This is a genomic window from Catenulispora pinistramenti, assembly GCF_018274385.1.
Classification (GTDB): Bacteria; Actinomycetota; Actinomycetes; order Streptomycetales; family Catenulisporaceae; genus Catenulispora; species Catenulispora pinistramenti.
Window position 1 is genome coordinate 1 of sequence record NZ_JAAFYZ010000234.1, and the last position, 16,675, is coordinate 16,675.

4 protein-coding genes, 1 tRNA gene and 1 pseudogene are annotated in these 16,675 nt (G+C 69.7%); 3 read left to right on the forward strand and 3 right to left on the reverse strand.

Translation table 11 applies throughout. From position 1 onward, the window contains the following. The first annotated feature begins 617 nt into the window (after nucleotides 1–617). The gene (locus KGQ19_RS40460; RefSeq protein ID WP_212019407.1) at nucleotides 618–9,377 is read left to right on the forward strand and encodes a hypothetical protein; all 8,760 of its coding nucleotides are present in this window, start codon (nucleotides 618–620) and stop codon (nucleotides 9,375–9,377) included. Nucleotides 9,378–9,398: 21 nt separating this feature from the next. Here KGQ19_RS40460 and KGQ19_RS40465 read toward each other — a convergent pair whose 3' ends face one another. After that, complete coding sequence (locus KGQ19_RS40465; protein ID WP_212019409.1) at nucleotides 9,399–10,448, reverse strand: alpha/beta hydrolase; 1,050 nt, start codon at nucleotides 10,446–10,448, stop codon at nucleotides 9,399–9,401. A gap of 69 nt (nucleotides 10,449–10,517) precedes the next feature. After that, entirely contained in the window at nucleotides 10,518–12,086 is a 1,569-nt protein-coding gene (locus KGQ19_RS40470) for an amidase (protein WP_212019411.1), read from the reverse strand. A gap of 285 nt (nucleotides 12,087–12,371) precedes the next feature. On the opposite strand from KGQ19_RS40470, the gene KGQ19_RS40475 reads away from it, so the two are divergent. Next, nucleotides 12,372–15,167 carry a helix-turn-helix transcriptional regulator gene (locus tag KGQ19_RS40475; RefSeq protein WP_212019413.1) on the forward strand — a complete coding sequence of 932 codons (2,796 nt, stop codon included), beginning with the start codon at nucleotides 12,372–12,374 and terminating at the stop codon, nucleotides 15,165–15,167. A 278-nt stretch (nucleotides 15,168–15,445) separates the two neighbouring features. Continuing rightward, a pseudogene (locus KGQ19_RS53150) lies at nucleotides 15,446–15,902 on the forward strand (helix-turn-helix domain-containing protein); the annotation flags it as partial. A 580-nt stretch (nucleotides 15,903–16,482) separates the two neighbouring features. On the opposite strand, the gene KGQ19_RS40485 reads toward KGQ19_RS53150, so the two are convergent. Beyond that, nucleotides 16,483–16,566 (reverse strand) — tRNA-Leu (locus KGQ19_RS40485). Nucleotides 16,567–16,675: the final 109 nt, after the last annotated feature.

Below are 16,675 nucleotides of genomic sequence, written 5' to 3' on the forward strand. Positions count from 1 at the left end.
TCACCATCCCCACCGACCGCTACACCGCCCTAGCCAACGACTACCGCACCGCCGCCACCACCTACATCCACAACACCCGCGACGAATTCCGCCGCGACCCACACACCTGGCTCAACAACGAACACGACCGTGGAGACACCTTCACCACCACCCTCACCGAACTACGCACCACACCGAAAACCGAACCAGCAGCCCCGGCCGGCCCGAGTACCCCAACCACCGACAGCACACCAATCACCGCCCACCCAGCCACCGGCCAACCACCGACAGACCACCAGCCGGCAAGCCCTCCTCCGGCAGACCGTTCCCTGACGGACCAGCTCCTGGCCGACCACCCAACCATCAACACTTTTACTCTCGATGAACGTGCCAGCACACTCCAATCGGCGACCACAGCAGCACCGGCCTCGCAAACCGTAGACGCTCTCGTCGACAAGAGCAGTGCCCTACGTTCCACGCCCTCGACCGCCGCCCTCGAAGGGCCACCACTCGACAGTCCGCGACACCCTCCTCAGGACGTCACCGTCCGACAAGCCCTGTCGCTCCTGAGCGAAGCGTCGACACAAGCCGTCCACGTCCCGTCCTCGCTGAACACCGACGAGGGTTCGATCGGCTGGGTGCAACATCAGGCAGAACTGCTGGACGGCTACGCCGCACGTATCGCCGCCGTCGAGCGGGTGGAGCAGATACGGCCGGACGCGGCGGCCGTGTACCGAGCGGTGCTGTCGGACAGGCCGGTCGCCGGGTCGGCGGCCGTCGTCGCCCGGCCGAGCCTGCCGGCCTTCCGGCAGCAGTTCGACCAGGCCTTCGACCGGTCCTGGCAGGCAGTCGTCGTCACCAAGGCCGACACCGGGTCGGCCATCTGGCACAACGCCGCGAGCCGATGGCAGCAGGAACTGCACCGGCTGCGCACCTCCCTGGAATCCCAGGCAAGGATCATCCAGCTGTCCCGGCGACAAGTGGCGCAGACTGAGGCCCTCACGCAGGAGACCCGCGAACGCTGGGACGCCCTCGGCCAAAGCGAGGCGGACCTGACCGACACCGTGCTGGCCGAATTCACCGCACAAGCCCACGCCTTGTTCACCGTGACCCACGTTGTGGAGACGTCCTCCGGCCGCCTGGATCCCAACGCCGCCCGCGTCTATCACCACGTCCTCGACGACCTCGCCGACAGCCTCGACCAACGCCTGGAACTCGCACGCGAACACCGCGCCGGCGCCGCCCGGACCCGCGAACGCCTGGCTGACATCCTCGCGCCGCTGACGGAAACTGCCCGTCCGATCACTGTCGACCCGCACGGCGAGGACTCGTTCGGGCAGGTGTTCGCCGCACACGCACACCTGGCCTGGACTCAGTATGTCAATACCCTCATGGCGGAGGCCGAGACTCTGGACATCGGGCCGTGGTGGGACACCTCCCCACAGGCGGCCCGGTCTCTGCTCCAGGCCGAGGCGTCCACGCTGATCGACAAAGCCACGGCCACGCTCGCCTTCGCGGACGCCCTGTCCGGACTCGGAGATCAGCTCACCGCGACGGTCGAGGCGGCACTCGCCGACCCGGGCGCGCCCGGCGGTCGGGCCAGGCCAGAAACGCTCGACAAGGCGGCCGCCGCGATCATCGTCCAAGCGCGGGCCGTCTACCGGGGAATCACCGCCACCCGGCCCTTATCCGACGTCCCTTCGCTGGTCCGCTCCCGGTTCGAGGAACTGGCCGCGGAACTGCGGGCGATGTTCGCCTTCCGGGTCCAGGCCCGGACCCGGGTGGTCGACGCCGTCCGCGACGCCGAAGGCGCGATCCCCGCGCCGATCGCCGATCAGGTCCTGCACGATCTCCTCACCGCCGCCGACACCTGGTACCAGCACACCATGGCCGGCCGTCCCCGCCGAACCGACCGCCCCGAGGCCGTCCAGCGCGAGCTCGACACGACACTGACCGGCATCCGCGAGCGCCTGGCCTTCGAGAACCTGGTCCACCTCCACGTGGAAAGAGCCGCCATCGGCGATGTGGGAATCGCCGAGGAGTTCTTCGAACGTTCTCCCGCCCGGCTGACGGCCGACGGCATGGAACGCATCGGCAGGCAATGGGCCGAAGACGTACAGGCCGCGATATCAACCGCTCGCCAGGAGCTGGCCGCCAAACGTTTCGCGGTGGAGCACCTCGACGCCGCATCCGCTGCGGTCGGCCGCTCCTTGGAGGCCCTCAGCGCAGCCCTGCCCACCCGGCTGACCGCGGAGCTCCACCGCGCCGAAGCCATCCAAGAGGCCGATACCGCCTTCGCCGATCTGACTACCCGCCACGCCCTGCCGGAGACAGCGCTGCAAACGCTCGCCGAGGACTTCCGTAACGAGTGGGTCCGCAACAGCCAGCTCGTCCACGAGGCAGAGCACATCGCGCCAGAGCAGGTCGAGACGTCGAACGACGCGACGCATCTCGTGGTGTGGGTCAACTCGGCGTTGAAGCGCCTCGGCGGCCCCGGCACCCCCGCTGTGAGCCTGGCGGAGATAGCCCCCGTCAGAGACGATCAGGCCCGGATCACTCCAGGCCTGACACTCCCCTGGATGGCAGAACGCATCGCCTACGCGATGCTGGGCCGCCAGCGGCCACGCCTTCCCGGCGCGGGCACACCCCCATCCCCTGGCGAAGCGACCAGCAGCACCGAGGCGCCCGCAGAGTCCAGCGCACAGGCACAAAGGCGTGCCGCAGCCGCCACGCAGCCGGATTCGGATACCGAGTCCCAGCTCACCGGTCTGGCCGCGGACGCCGACGTGGTCGAGGAGGTTCTCGCCGGCAGCCGGTGGGGAACTCGCTTCCCGTTCCGCCCCGCCGAGCATGTCGGAGAGAGCCTGGACGCACACGCCACGTCCGGGCACGGGCACCAAGCCATCGAGATGGAGGACCTGACCAGGCCCGCGGAGTCGAACGGTTCGCCGTTCCTGGTTCCCGGAGCCCTCGGGGACTTGATCGTCGGCGGTTCCGCCCGGTTCGAGGCCGGCCAGGCCAGGTTGTGGGCTCGACGGGTCCTGCAGACGACCCACCTGCCGGAACCCGCGATGCAGGGCCTGACAGCGGCCGCCCGACAGGAAATGCGGACAGAGGTCGAGAACGCGCTCGCGGACCTGCTGGCCAGCGAGCCGGATTCCACGCGATCCGAGCAGGAGAACCTGGCCTGGGAGGAGAAGCTGCACCTGGGGCACGCGTTCGTGTCGCAGGACCGGCTGGTCTGGCTGAAGCCGGTGCTTCGCGACGTGCGCCCGCGCCCGACCCCGGCGTCGAGCATGGTCGAGGAGAAGACCGGTGGCGCGCGGGAGTACCGCGTCTCGTTCGGTTCCACGGTCGGGGAGGGCGTCACCTCCCAGGAGAAGCGGTGGGAGGGGGCGACACAGTTCATCAACGTCCTGGCCCACAACGCGAGCCGCATCGCGGCGAGCGTGGTCGCCGTGCCACTGATCAGCGTCACCGGAGCGACGGCGGGCAAGGATTCCTGGGCCAAGCTGAACATCGCGGGCAGCAAGCCCTTCGTCCAGGACCGCGTCGCGCACCATGCCGATCTCGTGTTCCGGGTGTTCGTGGACGGCCAGGAGGCCAGGTACGCCGTTCGGGACCCCGCTGTGACCCCGGCGACGACGCGGCCCGCGGTCGACGAGGTGGCCGGCGAGACGGACACTGTGGGTTCCGAAGAGTCCGCAGCCCTCGTCTCGGCCGAGTTCACCGGCGAGGAACTGGCCGAGATGGTGGCGTCCAAGCATCCCGGGACCGTGGTTCCCCGCGGTCTCGTCGTCGAATACGCGGCCGCGTTCGTGGGCGAGCAGGCGCAGCAGCCGCTCGACGTGGTACCCGAGCACGAGGCCGGCTCCGCGGGCGATGTGACGGGGTCGGCCGACGAGACCGCGACCCGAAGCGACGCGCTCGGCCACGCGCGCAGCCGGATACCGCTGGTACTCAACGCGATCGACATCACTTCCGCGGTGGCCGATCTGCACGCGGCGCTGCGTGGCGCCGATCTCCGCGCCCACGTCGTCGTGCACGTGCTCAAGGAACTGAAGGAACAGCTCAGCGAACGCGGGCTGCGCAACCGGAGCCGCCTGGTGCTCGGCGCCGGAGACATGTCCGGCCCGATCGTGGTGCGCGGACGGGCCGGGGGGAAGCTCTTCGACGGACATCTGCGGATCAGGCTGGCGGCCGAGGAGAACGGCGTGAAGCTGCACTCGCTCGCCAAGCAGGTCACCGTCCGCGACGACATCGGCTCCGGCACGACCCTGACCCACGACAACAAGTTCGAGTCCACGGCCACTCTGTCCGCGTCGTACACCGCGAGCGGGCTGCGCTGGGCCGCCGATCCGAACGAGCCGGTCCCGTCCGTCTCGATCACGGGCACCGCGCCGATGCTCGCGGGCGGCGGCGCGGCCAAACGCGGCGGGTCGACAGGAGAGGGCGCCCAGACGCTGACACACACCGTCCTGAACGCCACCGACGATCTCGTGCGGGCCACGGCGACGCTGCGGCTGGAGATCGACGTCGTGTCCCGCACCCACCAGGTGCGCACGGTGGAGGCGCGCGTCCCCTCCGAGATCGGCGCCCCACTTCGCGGCGGCCGCGGCATCCGGTTCCTCGCCCGGGACTGGGCCCTGCCGGAAGAGGAAGTGAGCCAGACCCGGCCGGCCTGGCTCGACACCGACACCGCCGGCGAAGCACCGTTCGCCTACACCGACCACCCCGGCTACACCCGCTACGGAAGCGGCCCCGCCGGCGTCGACATGGCGTTCGCCGTCGCGACCATGATGCCGGGATCGGAGCGGGTGGAGCGGCAGTTCCGCACGATGATCGCGGCCCGGGTGCCCGAGCTCACGTTCCGCCAGACCTTCGGGACACCACTGAACCCCACGGCGGTGGACAACGAACTGGCGTCGTTCTTCGGCAGGCACGCGCTGGAGGCGGACATCTCCGAGGCCTTGCACGGCATCGTCCACACGGTCGCGGTGGCCGACCGGCAGTTCCGCCTGACCGCGAAGCTCCACCTGCGCCGCGAGCCCTTCGACGAGTTCGCCTTCGCCTCGACGGTCAACCAGCGCCAGATGACGACGACCGAGTCGACCAGCGGTGTGGACCGCACCGACGGCTTCGCGGTCGGCGCGGGCGCCGGTTTCCGCCTCGACGTCGAGCCCAAGAACGAATCAGCGGAGCCGGACCAGAGCGGAGGACGGTTCCAATTCTCCGCATCCCCGGAATACGCGCGCGAGTACTCCTCCACCGACACCTTCCAGACGGCCAGTTCCTCGTATCGGCGCACTGAGGCGACCGGAACGGTTGATGAGAAGGCTTACGACGCGGCCTGGGAGTTGTCGTTCGAGGAAGTCGCCGCCGACTCTCCGAAAACCACCGTGTGGCTGTCCCGACCCGGCGTGGTGACCGCACAGGTAATCGCACCGCCGATCGCCGTCGAACCGGAAATGCATTCACCCCTGGTGAACTCCGCCCGAAGGTTGAACGTGACGCGGCCGTTGCCCGTGGTCGGCGGCGCGACCAGCGGGCTCTACGCGCAGTTCGCCCAGATGCCCCACCTGCTCAACGGCGTCGAGGACCTCTACCGCGAGCTGCACGGAACGGCGGCGATGGCGGCCACGGAGGTCCCCGCGGTACTCACCAGGCTGCTGTCCCCGAAGTCCCTGTCAGCGCACTTCGAGGAGATGTCCTCCCTCCACGGCTGGGTCGCGGGCCTGCCGCGGCGCGGCGGGTGGAACCAGGCCGTGCAGGTTCGACTACAGGTCGTCGAGCATGTCAGAGAGCGCGGGATCACCAGCGAGCGCAGAGAGCTGGAGCAGTACCAGGCGGGCCGGTCGATGTACACGTCGGCGCGTGGCGTGGCCGCCAGCGGTGCGCTCGCGGCGGAGCTGTCCGGCCAGTACCGCTATACGCGTCGCGGCGCCGAGACCCGGACCGGGCCGAATCTGCCGGAATCGGCGTCGACGAGCCAGGCGGGGACCGTTTCCGCAACGCAGGCTTCCACCGCTGCCCGGTCCGAGAGCACCGCGCCGCCCGCCACCGGCGCTCGCCGCTTTGTTCCCGGAGCCTTCGACGACTCGATCGACGAGGATTTCGCCGAGGACTTCAGCCGGGATGCGACGGTCGTGGAGGAACTCCGGGACGAGGAACTGAGGGTGCCGGGGGCCTTCCCCACACTGCGCGACCACACGGGTGACACCTCGTTGCACCGCCGCGGACCCACGGTCGTCAATCCGGGAGGACAGCAGGAAAACGCGGCCCTTCGCGACAACGAGGTGCTGCGCGCGGGGCTGAGCTTCGGGGCAGGCGGCGCCAGCGGTTGGGGCTCCACACACAACACGGGCACCGGCGACATCCACGTGTCGAGGGTCACCTACGTCGACACCGCCACCGTCGCGGACGGGACCGTGTACCCCGTCCATCCGACAGTGATACGCGGAGACGTCCGCATCGTCGTGAACCTCATCCGGTGGCGCGACGGAACCGATTGGCTGGGGAACCTTCGGAACAGGCTCGCTCGGGGCGAGCGGACCGGCGCCGAAGGCGAGCAGGAAGAAGCCTTCAAGAGCCTGTCACTGGCCCAGCACTATGGACACGCGGCGACCGTACTGGTGCCGCATCGTCTTCTGGAACGCATCGACGAGGGGCTGGCCGCGTGGGTCGCCAAGACTGCGGTACTGCCGGGACGCATCTCCGACCCCGCCGATCTGCTCGCCGAGACCGCCCCGATCACGGCGGCGCACGCGGATTCGCTGTCCGCAGCCCTGGACGCGCTGTCCGAGACCGTTCTCGCCATGCGCGCGGCCGCGGATACCGCGATGCGCGCCGACCAGCCGGCCGGCGGAGATCTTCGGACTCTGGCTGATTCCGTCGCGGCCGTGTCAGATGCGATCGGTGTCGTGAGGCACGCGGCGCAGGAGGAAGTCCAGGCTCTGGACAGGATCCTCCCGTTCGCCCGCCTCCTGCACCGCAACAGCGTGGAGGGCGCCTCCGCAGTGAGCAGGCTGTCCGATCAGGTCGAGATGGCGGACGGCGGTGCCGCCCACGCGGCGGCCCTCACTACCCGTCTGCGCTATCAGGCCACACGCATCGCGAACTTCGGACAGGGCGTCGACGCGCTCGCAGAACGCCTGAAGTCCATCGTCGGGCTCGCCGACGAGGCCGAACTCAAAATCAGTATCCTGATGCAGGAGTTCGCCGCACCGCCGGCGGACGCCGCCGCGCGCGTGGCCGTCGCCGTCGCCGTCGTCCTGGCCGACGACGACACCCTCCTGAACTCGACCGCGCGGCAGACTCTCCCCGCGGACCTCGCGGTTCTCGCCGCCCGGCAGAGCCTGCTCGCCGACGGCACCGACGATCTGGTCGCACAGGCCGCCGCGCTCGTCGGCCACATCGACGACGCCGCAGCGGACGAGCCGGTGACCCGCGGCTATCACCGGCTGCTGCCGGTCACCGCTTTGCACGCCGAGGAGCTTGAGGCGCCCCTGGTCTTCGACAACGTCGTCGAAGCCCTCGCCAGAGGAGGACTACTGCGGCGCGTTCCGGTCGGAGACAGTCCGATCCCCCACCTCTCTGTCGAGGGGACGCAGCCGGTCATCCCGGACGATCTCTATCGGGCCCTGCGCTCGAACTTCTCCAGCGAAGCCCTGCGCAACCAGTTCCACGCGCTGATGGGTTCAGGAGTCGTCGGCTGGTACGCGGTGCCCAAGTGGGAGGGGCTCGGCGCTCGGCTCGTCCGCGTGCGGGTGCGCGCCAAGGAGTTGAAGCCGGCCTTCACGCACCGTCTGCGCACGGATGCCAAGATGATGCTGCGCAGCGAGGCGGTCACGCAGACGGAGCGGGTGTCGGACAAGTCGCGACGCTATTTCGGCTCGGCCGCGGGCAAGATCAACGGAGGTCGCAGCAATTTCCACGGAGGCGTGAGCGTCGACGCCGGCGTCGACATCGAGGACCTGACATCCCAGGGGCAGCAGACGAAGGACGTGGACATCTACCGCGTCGATCCGAAGGACCCCTCGTTGGCCGAGTTCGGCCACAAGGTCGATCTCCGGGTGGAGATCGACGTGGCCGGATCGCTCCCGGCGATCGTCGCGGCGCCGCGAGACCTCCTGTCGTCGGCCTGGAACCGCGCGGCGACCGGCCTGGGCCTGGAGTCCTCCGCGGTCAGCAAAGCGGTCGCCGGCGCGGCGCAGACGATGTGGGGGTACATCGCACCGTGGACCGCCGTGCTGAGCAAGGCGGGGGCGTACCTCGGGATGGAGGGGGCGAACATCAGCCACCACGATTCCTTCCTCGTTCACGACCAGGAAGTGCGGACACTCGTGCCGACGTCGTTCACCGTGCCGGCAACGGATGACTCGGCCGTGACCTCCTGGCACCGCCCTCACGTGCGCAGCTACGAACGCAGGTGGGTTCCGCCCACACTGACGGTCCCCGACGACACCGCGGCGTCGGCTTTGAGCGACCTGCATCCCTGGGACATCGAAGCCCTGTATCCGCTGCGGACATGGGCGAAGGTCGCCGCGCTCAACACCGTGACGCCGCCCGTGATAGAACCCGCAGCAGCGGCCAAGGTCACGGCCCGGCTCGCAAGCCCCACCCCCGGCTCCGTCGCCGAGGCCATCTACGACCACGCGGTGAGCTACAACACCGTCCGACCGCGGATCGAGTCGCTGCTGCGCGGTACCTACTTGATCCCGGTCGGAGACACCGTGGTCCGCGCGCGCCTCAGGTTGACCGGCTATGAGGACTTCCTCGCCGAGTCGAGCCGGATGAAGGTCCGCCGCTACAACCCGACGACGACGGCGCCGAAGAACGAGAACGAGACCAGCTTCGCCTACAGCTTCGGAGGCGGAGTCGACCTCGTCGGCGTTCCCCGCTCCGGCCAGCACCTCGTTGTCAACCTGCCTGCGAAACGGGAGTGGAAGTCACAAGCGAAGAACGTCTACGAGGTCGGCATGACCGACGAGTCCAACCGGCTCAACGACACCTCCTACCGGACGTTCCTGTTCGACACCGTGCTCGAGCTCGAGCCCGTCGCCCGCCCGGGCCACCCGCCCCGCAGGGCCCTGCACATCGTCGTGCCGGGAGGCCTCGTCGCCTCGATCCCGAACGAGGGACCAGAGGAGCTCGCGACGAGGCTGGCCACCCTGATCGGCCGGACGCCGCCGGTGTCCGCAGCCAAGACCCCCGCCGACCCCGAGCGAGGCGACCTCCCGGTCGCCGAGCCGACCGAAGCCGTCGCGGCGGCACTGGACCAGGTCCGGGTGATCGCCGAATCCGCCGACGAGATCCGCGAGTCGGCGATTCTGACCGATGCCGCGATGGCTCGCGCTCTGGAGGATCTCCTGAACGAGGACGCCGAGTTCGAGGACTGAGAACGTCGCGTCTCCTTCTGCTCAGAAGGACCAGGACGCCATCCAGCGCAGGACCTCCTGCTGGTAGAGCTGAGTATCGGGGGCGAGGTTGACGTCATGGCCCGAACCGGGGAGGACGTAGGTCTCAAGGTGGGCCGCCGAGGAGAAGTACGGTGCTTCGCCGGCGGCCAGGGCGGCAGCTGTGGAGCAGTCGTCGCCGCCGGTGAGCGACCCGCAGAAGAGCTGGTCGTCCTGACCGTCGGCGAGCAGCACCGGCACGTCGATCGAAACGGACACCGGGAGCAGGACCGCTCCGAGGGCGTCGGGTGCCTCGGTGGCGCTGAGCACGTCCTTGGTCGCCTCGTCCGTGGCCGCGACGCCGGGGTCGGGGATATCCGGCGCGTCGAAGTCGGAGACCCGGGTGCCCGGCTCGGTGGTCAGGTAGCCGGCGTCGAGACCGCGCCCGGCGAGGCCCGGGTCCAGCGGCGCAGGAAGGAAGCTGGCCAGCACCAGAGCGAGCCCGACGGTGTTCACGCTGTGGGAGACGCCGGTGAGCAGCACGCCGTCGACGTCGTGGTAGGTCGCCGCCTCCCAGATCGAGATCGTCGAGCCCAGCGAGTGACCGCCGAGGAGCACCTTGGCGAAGGCCCGGCCGCCGACCCGGCCGGCGCGCAGGGCCTGGATCACCTGGTGCACCGCCAGCGCCTGGCCCTCGGAGGTCACCGCCGGGCTCAGCGGCTTGGAACTGGCTCCGGTGCCGAGCCGGTCCACGGTCATCGTGGCGTACCCGGAGGCGTTCATCGCCTGGCGGAAGTTGTAGACCGACGGGTCGTAGGGGAAGTCCCAGTAGGTCGAGTTGTAGGTCGCGCCCGGGACCAGCACCATGACGGTGCCCGACCCGGCCGCCGGGGAGCACAGCCGGCCGGCCATGTACGTGCCCGGCCCGAGCGCCGGAACCGGCACCGAGTACTCGTGACAGGCGACTGAATCCGCGCTGGCCGGCGCCGAGGCGGGGCCGAAGACGACGCCTACCGCCATGGCGAGGCAGGCGGTGAGGACAGCGGCGGCGCGTGATCGCGACCGATGGGTCATCAGAATCCTCACAATGGTGACGTGACGTGGCGCGCGGGCGCGGGGCCTCACAAAAAAGTGCGTACTCCCTCAGTGCGCCAGATACGTGGGCGCCTTCCGGGCGTGCGTCTGTTGCTCGAATGCGTAGGCCATGGCGAGCAGGGATGCGTCGGAGCCCTTCGTGCCGATGAACGACAGGCCGACCGGCAGCGGTCCCACGAAGCCCATCGGCACCGTGACGCTCGGGTAGCCGGCGACGGCGGCCGGGCGGGCCGAGCCGAAGGTGTTGGTGTCGCCGGTTGCGAAGTCCGAGATCCACGCCGGTGCGTTCGTCGGCGCGACGATGGCGTCCAGGTTCTGCGCGGCCAGGGTCCCGTCGATCGAGCCCTGCGCCGCCGAGGTCGCGGTCTGTCGCAGGGCACTGTAGGTCGGGTCGTTCGGGTCGCCGGGGGTGGTCTGGGCGAAGTCGAAGATATTCTGGTCGAAGTACCGCAGCTCGGTGGCGGCGTCGGCGTTGTTGAACGCGATCACCCCGGCGAGGTCGGCGGGATGCTGTCCGGGCGTCGCGGCGAGGTAGCGGTTGATGGAGTACTTGAACTCGTTCGCCAGCGCGGGGGGCTCGTCGTCGGCGACCGTGCTCAGGTCCGGCAGCGTGACCGGGACCGCGGTGGCGCCCTGGGCGGTCAGCGCGGCGACGGCCTGGTTGAAGACGGCGGTCGTGGCGGCGCCGGGATCGCCCTGGATGCTCGGGTCGAGCCAGACCCCGATCCGCTTGCCGGCCAGGGCGTGGGGGTCCAGGCCCTTGGTGTAGTCGTGCGCGACGGTCCCGGCGGTGGCCGGATCGTTCGGATCCGCGGCGGCGATGACCGACTCCACGGCCGCGGCGTCGGTGACGTTGCGGGTGATCGGACCGGGGGTGTCCTGCGCCGCCGAGATGGGGATGACGCCGGTCCGGCTCACCTCGCCGAGGGTGGGCTTGAAGCCGACCACGCCGTTGAGCCCGGACGGGCACATGATCGAGCCGTCCGTCTCGGTGCCGATCGTGACGGTGGCCAGGTCGGCGGCGGCCGCGACGGCCGGGCCGCTGCTGGAGCCGCAGGTGTTGTGGTCCAGCACGTACGGGTTGGCGGTGAGCCCGCCGACCGCGCTCCATCCGCTGGTGGCGTGCGTCGAACGGAAGTCGGTCCACTCCGACAGGTTGCCCTTGCCGATGATCACCGCGCCGGCGGCCTGCAACTTCTGGGCCACGAACGCCTCCGCGGGCTGATCGCCCAGCAGCGCCTCGGAGCCGTCGGTGGTCTGCCCGAATCCGATGTTGTCCTTCAGCAACACCGGAATCCCGTCCAGCGGACCACTGCCGTGACCGGTCAGGAGCCGGTGGACGTCACTGGCCGCAGCCTCGTTGAGCGCGTCGCGGTTGGTCTGGATCACGGCGTGCAGCGTCGGGTTGAGCACCTTGATCCGGGCCAGGTAGAAGACGGTGAGCTCGGTCGAGCTGAGCCGGTGCGAATCCATGGCCTGCTGGAGGTCCAGGACGGTCATGGTGTCGAGGTCCAGCCCCGCGATTCGGGCGTCGGCCGAGGCGGGGGCCGACGCCGGTGAGACTGCGGCCGCGACGGCACCGGACGGCACGGCCAGCGTGGCAGTGAGAGCGAACATTGCCATACCGGCACAGATCAGGTGGATTCGCTTGGTGTTTCGCAAGCTGTTCTCCTAGAAGCGATCGCGCTGCGCGGAAAAGACCTGGTGCGGATGCACACGGAGGCGCCACCAGAGGAACGGTTCACAGTCGCCGGCACGGCCTGCCTCGCGCGGCGCCCACGCATCACTACGCGTCGCGGTCCCGTTTCCTTCAAATCAGGACTCTGGGAATGCCGTCGAGGCCGGCCGGCATGCCGCGAAACACCGGGCGAACCTCGCCCGCCGCGGCACTAGATTGAGGCCATGTCAGAATTCCCGCATACGCTGGTGGGCCGCGGCGCCGAGATCGAGACCCTCACGCAGGCCCTGGTCGAGCTGGCCGCCGGGCGTGGGAGCTGTGCCTGGATCGAGGGGGACGCCGGGATCGGCAAGTCCCACCTGGTCGCCGAGCTCGTGGACCGGGCTACGGGCCAGGGGCACCCCGTGCTCATAGGCCATGCGGAACAGCTGATGCAGACCTTCCCGCTGCGCGCCGTCGCGGACGCGCTGGCCGTCACGGCGCAGGCCACGGATCCAGCCAGGGCGGCGGTCACCGCGCTCCTCGGCGGCGTGCATGTGGACGGCGTCTCCTACACCGATCCGGTGCGCGCCGCGGCTGAGCGCATGATCGAGATCGTTGAGCGGACGTGTGCGGAGCGGCCGCTCGTCCTCGTGCTGGAGGACCTGCACTGGGCAGACGAAGCCAGCCTGGCGCTGCTCGACCGGCTCAGCGGCGAGACCGACCAGATCCCCCTGCTGCTGGTGCTCACCACCCGTCCGGTAGTGCCCGGCGAGGACTCGGTTCGCAAGCTCATCGCCGATCGCGCGGCCCGGCGGCTTGACCTGGCGCCGCTGGGCGGAGCAGACGTCCGAGCGTTGGCCGGAGCCAGGCTGGCCACCGATCCCGGCCCCCGGCTCTGGGCCCTGCTGGAGTCTGCTGCGGGAAGCCCGTTCCACCTCCACGAGATCGTCGACCAGCTGGACCGCGACGATCTCAGGACTCTGCCGGACGGCCGGGTAGAGCTCGCCTCGGAAACGCCGCGGCCGGGCCGGCTCGCGGAGTCCCTGGGCCGGCGGATGGACGGCCTGGATCCCGACCACAGGCAGGCGATCCGGCTGGCGGCACTGCTGGGCGACCGTTTCGGCGCGGACGATCTCGCCTCGGTCATGGCCGGCGACCCGGATCCGGCGCTGCGCTCCGCGGCGGCGGCGGGACTCGTCGACCTGGCGGACGACCGGGTTCGCTTCCGGCACGAGCTGATCCGCCAGGTGCTGGTGTCCCAGCTGCCGGCGGCCCTTCGCGGAGGCCTGCACGACCACATCGCCCGAACGCTCGCGGCCGAGGACCACCCGGACACCGTGGTCGCCGGACACCTGCTCGCGACCGGGGACCCGCTGTCCGGCTGGGCCCTGCGCTGGCTCGCCGACCGGCCGGACGCCGCGCTCTACACCGCCCCGGGTGCCTACGCCGACCTGCTGACCCGGGCCATGTCGGCATCCCCTGCCCCGCAATTGCGGGCCGCGCTGGTGCGACAGTTGCTGCTGGTGCTCTTCTGGCTCGGCCGCGACGAGGAAGTCATCGCTTGGGCCGACGAGGCAATCGCCGGGACGGCGGACCCCGATCTGACCGCCGACCTGCGGATCAAGGTCCTGCGTTCGCTGGCCCGGCGGCACCGGTTCGACGAGGCACTGCGGGTGGTGGCGCCCTCCGTCGAGGATCCCGGGACCTCGCCGATGTGGCGCGCGCGGGCCGCTGCCTGGTCGGCCACCGCTCAGCCGTATGTCGGCGGATCCGAAGAAGCCGAAGTCCAGGGGACCTGGGCCTTGGAGCTGGCGACCAGCGTAGGGGACCCGCTCGGGATCGCCTACGCACACACCGCCCTGGCCGCGGTGGTCGACGAGGAACACGCGATGGACCACATCAGGGCGGTCCTGGCTGTGCCGGGCGACGAACCGGAAGCCCAGGACCTACGGTTCATGATGACCGGGAATCTGGTCGTCCGGGCGACGATGAAACTCGGCGACCGCACCCTGGAGCCGATGCTCGACGAGATCCTCGCCGCCGCTGAGCGGGCGGGCAGCCACCGCACCCCCATGCTGCAAGGCCAGGCGGCGGCGATCTGCTTCGACCACGGCCAGTGGGACGAAGCCCTGATCCACATCGCGCAGCTGGACTCGGCGACAGCCCGGCAGCCGCTGTTCGCCTACCTGTGGGATGTCCGCGCCGCCATCGCCTACCGGCGCGGCGAATTGGAGGAGGGGGCCCGGATCCTGCGCGCGGCCGGCGTTCCCGAGTTCAGCCCGGAGGAGGACCTCAGCACGCTGGACCGGCACCTCGTCCCGGCGGCGGCCCTGCGCGAGGAGACGGCAGGCCGTCTCGACCAGGCGCTCACCCTGCGGATGAGGTTCCTGGACCTCCCCGTCGGTCCCGAACGCGAAGGCCTGGCACCCTACGCCCTGGAGCTGATCCGACTCGCCCGTGCCCTCGGCGCCGAGGACGTCGCGCAGGCGGCGGCCGTCGCCGTGGCCGAGGTGTTCGCGACGCCCGGCCTCGCCACGCGGTTGACCATCGACGCATGCCAGGCAGTGGTGGCGGCAGACCCCGGCAGGCTCCAGACGATCGCCGAGAAGTTCCTCGCAGGCGACTGGCCGATGTACGCCGCCTTCACCTTCGAGGAAGCCGCCGCGGCATGGGCGGCCGCCGGCGAAACGCCGACCGCGCGTACCGACTTCCTGCGCGCGGCCGAATGCTACGACCGCCTCGGCGCGGACTGGGACATCCGGCGTGCCACGGCACGCTTCCGGCCGTACGGAATCCGGCGCGGCACCCAGGCATCCCCCCGGACCGCGCGGACCGGATGGGAAGCCCTCACCGCGACGGAGCTGCGCATCGGAAAGCTCGTCGCCCAGGGATACGCCAACCCAGACATAGCCCGAGAGCTGATGATCTCCCGCAACACCGTGCAGACCCACGTGTCCAACATGCTCGCCAAGCTTGGAAAGAGATCTCGTACCGAGCTCGCCCGCGAGATCGTGCTTCGGTCGAGGGAGTCGATCTAGGGCCGCGACAAGCTTCCGAAACTGGAGTCCGTCCCCGAACCGTCCCAAACCGCGATCGATTCACGCCCGACATCCGTACACGTCCATGCGCCGGCGCACGGGACGTGTGCGAAGGCCAGTGTGATCGAAAGAGTGTGGACGTGCCGAGCCGCGCACGCCGAGGGGAAGGCGGCCAGGTGTCCACTCGTCCGTCGGACTGGTCCTGTCGGGTTCTAAATCTCCAGCAGGGCCGGTGACGTGCCGCGTTACGTCACCGCTTCCTTCGCCACAAGGTCGCCGTGCTGCGTCGGGGCAATCCGAAACCCAGACTCGACTGGGCCGACCGCGCGATCATCTCCGCCCTTGCCCGACTACTCCCCCGCTCTGCGCGCACACCGGCTCGTCACCCCGGCAACGCTACTGGCCTGGCACCGCCGACTCGTCGCACGCAAATGGAGCCAACCACGACCGCCGAGACGGCCACCGATCCCGGACGAGCTCGCCGCACTGATCGTCCACCTGGCCACCGAGAATCCAAGATGGGGCTCCACCCGTATCCAGGGCGAACTGCGCCGGCTGGGCCGACGTGTCGGCGCCTCCACGATCCGCCGGATCCTGCGCACGAACCGCATTCCGCCCGCGCGACAACGCGCCAACGACCTGACCTGGCGCACCTTCCTACGCAGCCAAGCCGCCACGCTGCTTGCCACCGATTTCTTCCACGTCGACTGCGCCGGCCAGCACGGCCGACTTCATCGCCGTGCAGGGCATCCGCGCACCCCGCGGCACCGACGCCCGCCACGCCTATCAGCTCGCGGGGCTGCTCGTCTGCGGATCCTGCGGCCGGCGCATGGAGTCCTGCTTCACCAACAACCAGCCCGGCTACCGCTGCCGCCACGGCCACACCAGCGCCACGGCCGCGCCCGACCGGCAGCCTCCGCCAGGCCTACATCCGCGAAGACCGCGTCCTCGAACACCTGGCCGCACTGCTCATCCGCTTCCACATGAGCAGACACCACGACACACCCGGGAGTCCCATGACCGAACTACCCAGTCCGACGACCGGCGAGGCCATCGCGTTCCTCCGTCACAACGCCACAACGCGATCACGCCGACCTACGACCCGGCAACTAAGACCCTGCGAGCAGACACTGCGGAACAAGAGGTAATCGCCATCTGACATCCTCGACAGCACCGCCTCGCCGACCGACCACATGGATCTTCACGCCATCGGCCAGACGGAACACAGGCACAACAAAACATCCGCCCTTGGCGTGGACCAAGAACGGATGGCGTGGAACCATGCCCGAACTTCGGGCGATATGTACAAGAAACGTGTCCGAGGGGGGACTTGAACCCCCACACCCTTAACGGGCACTAGCACCTCAAGCTAGCGCGTCTGCCATTCCGCCACTCGGACGAGTGCTGCGGCGAGCTGCGGCTTTCGCCGCGTTGATCCGCTCGCGTTGGGTCAACCATATCAAAAGTTGGGGGTGCTGTTTCAACACGGTTCTTGTGGCGGTGGGTGG

Coding starts and splice junctions, on each gene's coding strand:
- KGQ19_RS40465 (WP_212019409.1), bottom strand. CDS start 10,448: ATGACCCATCGGTCGCGATCACGCGCCGCCGCTGTCCTCACCGCCTGC.
- KGQ19_RS40470 (WP_212019411.1), bottom strand. CDS start 12,086: ATGTTCGCTCTCACTGCCACGCTGGCCGTGCCGTCCGGTGCCGTCGCG.
- KGQ19_RS40475 (WP_212019413.1), top strand. CDS start 12,372: ATGTCAGAATTCCCGCATACGCTGGTGGGCCGCGGCGCCGAGATCGAG.